At 53.9% G+C, this 6,061-nt stretch carries 6 protein-coding genes; 5 read left to right on the forward strand and 1 reads right to left on the reverse strand.

Annotated elements, in window-relative coordinates:
• Positions 1-804: 804 nt before the first annotated feature.
• The 5 genes from ABX962_RS27535 (at position 805) to ABX962_RS27555 (ending at position 3,233) form a co-directional block, all read left to right on the forward strand.
• Positions 805-1,014: a hypothetical protein gene (locus tag ABX962_RS27535; protein WP_372724238.1), complete on the forward strand. Its 210-nt coding sequence runs from the start codon at positions 805-807 to the stop codon at positions 1,012-1,014.
• 239 nt (positions 1,015-1,253) lie between these two features.
• Positions 1,254-1,559 carry a hypothetical protein gene (locus ABX962_RS27540; protein ID WP_372724240.1) on the forward strand — a complete coding sequence of 102 codons (306 nt, stop codon included), beginning with the start codon at positions 1,254-1,256 and terminating at the stop codon, positions 1,557-1,559.
• A 269-nt stretch (positions 1,560-1,828) separates the two neighbouring features.
• Positions 1,829-2,050, forward strand: a complete 222-nt coding sequence (locus ABX962_RS27545) for an addiction module protein (RefSeq protein ID WP_372724241.1) — start codon at positions 1,829-1,831, stop codon at positions 2,048-2,050.
• Positions 2,051-2,718: 668 nt separating this feature from the next.
• The gene (locus tag ABX962_RS27550) at positions 2,719-2,937 is read left to right on the forward strand and encodes a hypothetical protein (protein ID WP_372724243.1); all 219 of its coding nucleotides are present in this window, start codon (positions 2,719-2,721) and stop codon (positions 2,935-2,937) included.
• Positions 2,934-3,233, forward strand: a complete 300-nt coding sequence (locus ABX962_RS27555; RefSeq protein WP_372724245.1) for a type II toxin-antitoxin system RelE/ParE family toxin — start codon at positions 2,934-2,936, stop codon at positions 3,231-3,233. Before ABX962_RS27550 ends, ABX962_RS27555 begins: the two co-directional genes overlap by 4 nt.
• Positions 3,234-3,945: 712 nt before the next feature.
• On the opposite strand, the gene ABX962_RS27560 is transcribed toward ABX962_RS27555, so the two are convergent.
• Complete coding sequence (locus ABX962_RS27560) at positions 3,946-5,796, reverse strand: serine protease (protein ID WP_372724247.1); 1,851 nt, start codon at positions 5,794-5,796, stop codon at positions 3,946-3,948.
• Positions 5,797-6,061: the final 265 nt, after the last annotated feature.

Consider the following 6,061-nt stretch of genomic DNA (forward strand, 5'->3'; position numbering starts at 1 on the left):
CGTTCTGGCAATGAAGAAATCGTACTCGTGCTCGTACTCAGGCGCAGCCGGTACTCGTACTCGAAATGGGGTACCGATGACCGAACCAATCTTCGACCACGATCGACTTGATGTTTACAGCCTGTCGATTGACTACGTCGCTTCATCGTTCGCCGTCGCGAGGGATCTTGTCGGCCTTCATCGTCGTGCGCGCGACCAATGGCTTCGCGCCGCCCAATCGATTCCGCTGAACATTGCCGATCGCCCGCACCGACGCTGTCTCCGAATCCAACGCGGAGTACAATGCTGCTGACGAGTACGAGTACCGCGATGCTGAGTACGAGTACGAGTACGAGCACGACGCACAGCCAGAACCAAGAATTGCACCGACGGACGCGGCGCAGTTGTTCTCCAAATCAATGTCCACCGCGCGTCCTCGGTGAATTCAAACGTTCACGCTGCTGACCGACGCCTGACGGCATCAGGTTGCGGAGCCGAGTTTTCGACTTCCTCCACTGTCTGCGTTAGCCCTACTCACGGGTACGCCTGAAGTTCTCCCCAGATAAGGAATCGTGATCTGTCCCCGCCCAAGCTCCCGATCTACCTACGCTGCATGTTTCTCCAAGGCATCCGCCGGGCTTCCGGTTCGGTTTCGCAGTCAGCAGCCTGCTGCCATCTCATTGGTCGCTCCACGACGGGCCCAAATGGACGCAATGAACTCCGCTTCGCATCAATGACGGACCGATTAAGACTGTCGTTGACATCGTCGATCCAATCGCGAAGAAAGCTGGATTTACCTCCGACATTGGCAATCCAGCAATTGAAATGGGCGATGCGGAAAAAGAGATGCAGGCGAAGATGGGCATCAACATGAGTTCAGTTGACCAGAAGATGTACACTCATCCCAATGGGGACACTTTGATGATCGCGAGAATGGACATGTCCAACGACGACATCGACATGAAAATGTTAACGGTACAACTAATGAACCCAAAGAAGATGTCCGAGTTTGGCGCGAAGGCACAGAAGCCATAGCCAACCCGGTTGGCGGGCTGGGAACACGCCAGCACCGTCGCGTGCACCCGAGTGCGAGTGTGGGGCGGTCTTGAAGTTGAAAGTCTTTCGCGCGTACCGGGTGACGCGTGGTGTTACCCGACTTACCGATGCTCCGATAACGTCGCTTTGCTTCCAATCAAATTGCTCTCGCAGTGTCAGCTTGATCGACACTACAATCACGATCTCGCACATCGCCTGTCTCGCTACCCGAGGACCAAATGTTATTTAATAGTGAACGCTTTCTCGCGCTGCTAACGACAACACAGCGAATTGGCCGATTTGCCATCGTTGGTGGTGGATTCCCAACTTTTGTCTGTTTGCTCAACCACTTCATGGACCATGGCAATATCTTCGCGAGCGTGACCGATAACGCTGGCGGCGGCGTTCCGATCCTTTTCTGGATCTTCGTGACGCTCATTGGGTTTGTGACCGAAACGGTTTCGTCCCGCATGGCGACCTGGAGTGCGCAATGCTCCTCTGGACGCGGCCAAGATGTTTCCAATTCCGCTGTAAACATCAGCTAACACAGGCGACGGATAACCAGTGAATTGCACGCGAGCGGAGGCTTGATTAGGTGCTTGGGATTTGCTTTGACGACTGGGGTGGGATGAGGGCGAATCGAGCGGCGTGGTCAAGCGGAGATAGGCGGATGGAACCGTAGGCGAAGATCTTTTCGTTCTTGAGGTAGAGAAAGTAGTGCCAGAGTTGCCGCTCGGTGATGCGATCGGGCTTGGTTTGTGACACTCTCGACTGGACCTGACACTCTGGGTAAAATATGCGAGGAGGACGAAAGATGAACGTTGACCAAGCAATTTCCGACCTATCCACACTTCCGATCGGTGATCGACTGCGGGTGGTTCACGCTATATGGGACACGCTCCCGGATGATGTTGACTTATCCACCACGCCAGAGCAGCAAGCTGAACTGGACCGTCGACTGGCTGCCCACAGAGGGGATCCGACTACCGCAATTTCGCACGACGAACTAATGCGACGCGTTGAGAATCGTCGCTGATGTGGCAACTTTCGTCGGCCCGAGGTTGAGGACGACGTCGTCGACGCTGTTGCATGGTATGACGACAAGCGACCTGGACTGGGCGACGAATTTCTTCTTGAATACTTGGCTGGTATCCGGCGGATTCGGGACAATCCACTTCTTTTTTCCATCGCTGCAAATGGGCTGCGTCCTTGTCGGTTAAAGCGATTCTCGTACATCATACATTTTGATGTCGATGGTGACGATATCCTGATTGTTGCGCTGATGGGTGGTGGTCGTAACGACTCCGCATCGGCACATCGCAACGCATAACCAGTAAGCCCTTGACATCGCGAAGTACCAGCCGATGTTCAAGGGATTTGTTCAAGAAGGCCGATTGCCGAGTGAATGACGGTTCGATTAGGTGCTTGGGATTTGCTTCGACGACTGGGGTGGGACGAGGACAATTCGAGCGGCGTGGTCTGCGCTAGCCCATGACTGGCGGACTTGCACCCCACAAGATCACGCCCATGCTGGGCGTACATGAACTAGGAGGCCGCGAAAGGATCTTGGGCAATGGTCCGCCCAACCCGCAGCCCCGGTCAACGCTTCAGTTATCCGCTTCAATTCGTGCGATACGCTTGGCTTCCGATTGGAATCGACACGTCGAACTTTCCGAGGTAGAATGACCTGCAAGGAGAATCGCGATGTCACACACTGCTGAACCCGCAAAAGCCGCAGCTAAAGCTATTCTTGATACGCTCCCTGACGATGCATCATGGGACGACGTTCAGTACCACCTCTACGTGCGGCAGCAAATTGACGCGGGCTTAGAGGACGATGCAACTGGGCGGCTCATTGACACCGACGAGATGCGACGACGCCTAGTTGAACACAAAGCTCAACGCGGAAAGGTTGCTGGTTGAACGTTCGCTGGACGGAACGTGCTTCCAAGGATGCACTCGGAATCTACGATTATATCGCTGCCCAATCGGAAGCGTACGCCGATTCCGTTTACGCGAGGATTCTTGCGCGTCCCGATCAACTACAGCAATTCCCGGACTCTGGCTCGATAGTTCCCGAATACAACCGCCCTGACATTCGTGAACTATTCGTTCATTCCTTTCGTCTCGTCTATCGCATTGACGGTGACGAGGTGCGTGTGCTCACTGTAATTCACGGCAGTCGGCAATTGTCACCCGGGGTGCCAGATAGCGGATGAACCACGCGATCGGGATAGGGGCCGCACTACTGCAGCCCCTCCCACAACACCGGACATGCGGGTCCGCATCCGGCGGCCCAAGCACGAGTGCGTTAGCCCATGACTGGCGGACTTGCACCCCACAAGATCACGCCCATGCTGGGCGTACTGCACACGAAGCCGCCGACGGCGCGTATTTTGATGCAACGATCACTCCGACGGCTCGGTGATCACTGCCGTTCCCCGATTGGAATTTAATATTCGATGAACTGGACTTAGCGGTCCAACGTGATCTAGCAGATGATGGCCGAGGATGTTTTTTGTGCTGCAAACGCAACGAATGTCGGATTACAAAACGGAGAACTTGAGAAACGGGAACCACAGATGAACTCAGATTCACGCAGATGCGGCCGGAGGTCATCTGTGTTCATCGGCGTCCATCTGTGGTTTCATTCGTCGCCAGTTTTTTGAAGAAGAAACGGGGTCAAGACTCTTTTCCGGCTCTGAGGCGACGGTTAGGCTGGTGGGTTGCCTCGACCTAAACGTGCGGGCGAGGAAAATGCGATTTACTACGTTTTAAATCGGGGCGATGGACGCCGGAGTATCTTTCGCAAAGACGCCGACGCCGAGACATTCGAAAACAGCTTGTCCGAGGGATTGCAACTCTATCTTTTTGCCCTCCGCTTAAACAGCGGAAGCTGGATAGCCCAATCGGATGCGTCGGATGACTCGATCACAGTTCTTCATTGATCTCGTTCATTAGACGAGTCACGTCATTTTGAAACCGGATCATGGTCTTGCTAAATCGCAGGTAATCAACGCCGGGCCGCTCTGCAAATTTCTCGATTGCTTTGATTCGCTGTGACAGAGCATTGAAATCGCGAATGCTCGTTTCAGAGAGGTAGGGACTGCTGCGGATCGTATTCAAATGCTCATCCATGTCCTGCTGGAGCAAAGCGATGGTGTTTTGGGTGCTCTTACTTTGCAGTGCGGATCGAAGCAGACTCGCAGGTTCGGGCGGAATCAATTCGATTAAATCGCTGGAAGCACGAGAGGCCGTCACGCGGGTGGCCTGCTGTCGAATGACACCCGGGACGTTCACATTCGCCTCCAGAAGTCGTATTCCCGCAAGTGTGGCAAGACGCTTGAATACCACACGATTCTCATGCAACTGAGCGTTACGTCCCGCCTCTTTCGCGGACAGCCCACGCACGTTGTCGAGTGCCTTGGCCAAATCTTGTGCAGGGATTCCAAACGCGATCCCGTCCTCAGCATGTTGTCGTGATTTCTTTTTGAACGAGGCATCCAGTCGCGTGAGGCCTTCGTGAATCAACTTTTCTCCTTCATCGGTCGCTTTCATGGCGATCACTCCAACGACTTGGTCTAGCTCGTTCAAAATGGGGCCACCACTGGAACCGGAATCAATGGAGGCATCGACCTGCAAAAAATCAAATCCCTCGACACGCACCATTGACCGTATGGTTCCCTTCACCACCGCGTTTCTCAGCGTCACCCCTCCACCCAAAGTAGGGTTACCCCGCAACTGAACCGACTCGCCCAGTGGTACATATCCGTCGTAGGCAACCGCCAAGGGAACTCGCCTGGTTTGAAGTGATAGAATCGCGATATCACGATCGACATCCTCAAACAGAACGCCATGAACATTCACGAAATCCCGTTCCCCGGGGAAGAATACCTTTAGGTCGCCAGTCGGCGCATTTTCGATGACATGATGATTCGTCACCAATAAATTAGGAGCTGCAAGGAACCCAGTTCCGTGACCAAGTGGATGTTCGATCAAAGCAACTGAATCCGCCGGTGATGTTTTTCCGCGAGGCATGTAGCGGTGAAGTTCGGACTTGCTAATCGGTCGGTATTGCAACTGAGAGATGCGGTGGCTGCCGTGTACGGTCTCGATAAAAAGTCGGTCGCTGGGAACTTTAAAATTGGGGTGCAGTGTTAGTCGAGATGGATCGCCAGTCCACTCCACGATCGTGCGACCGTCGCACGTGATACGTAGATGACTGTCGTGAACCGTGAAAACAATTTCGGAATCACGCCCCGTCGTAAGTACAGGCTTGCGGTAAAACGTCGAATTCGCCGGTTCGTTCTTTTCATCGATCCAGGCTAATCCCGATCTCTTTGGCTTACCGTAATCAAAGATCGCAAGCACTTGATGTTGATTACCGATCACCAGACCCACGTTTAGCGATCCTGTTTCTATCTGTCGTTGCGTGACGAGCCTGAGTTGATAGGGACCTGAAACCGCATGGGGGATCACAATTCTTGCTCGCGAGGAACCCAACGATGCAAGTCCGTTTGCGTCAAGCTCCCATTTTCCGGTTTGCGTGTCGGTGACAGGGTCGATCAACGACAGGAAGTCGACGGATTCTGCCAAGTCGTCCGGTACACTGCCCGGTTTCATCGTGTCGGATGATTGATGTTCAAGTAGCCAGGCTTGGACATAATCTCGGTCCGCCACACTGAGCATGCTAATTGCCAGTGTGACCACGCTGCGATCCGTTTTTTTTAATGTCACCTCGGATTCGTTAGCTTCGATCAATTCCGCTTCGGAATGTGTCAACGACAGTGAGACAACTTTTTGATAGTTGTTAGGTGCTGCATCCCGCGTGCTCAGGGGCCAGCCCCCGAACCCCCGGGATTTTTTCAGGCATGACTCGGGTGTTCTAAGAGTTTGTTGCTGGTACTGTGTCGACGTCCGGTGAAACGGAAGTCGGCTCTGCGGGGACGCAACCGTCCAAGGGATAACCGGATCGAGGGTGCGTCAAAGACGTTACTTCTGGAGCCCCCGGGCAATTCGCTTCGGGGGCTTCGCTTTTCAATTCATC

It is taken from the genome of Novipirellula sp. (assembly GCF_041583735.1).
Taxonomy (GTDB): Bacteria; Planctomycetota; Planctomycetia; order Pirellulales; family Pirellulaceae; genus Novipirellula.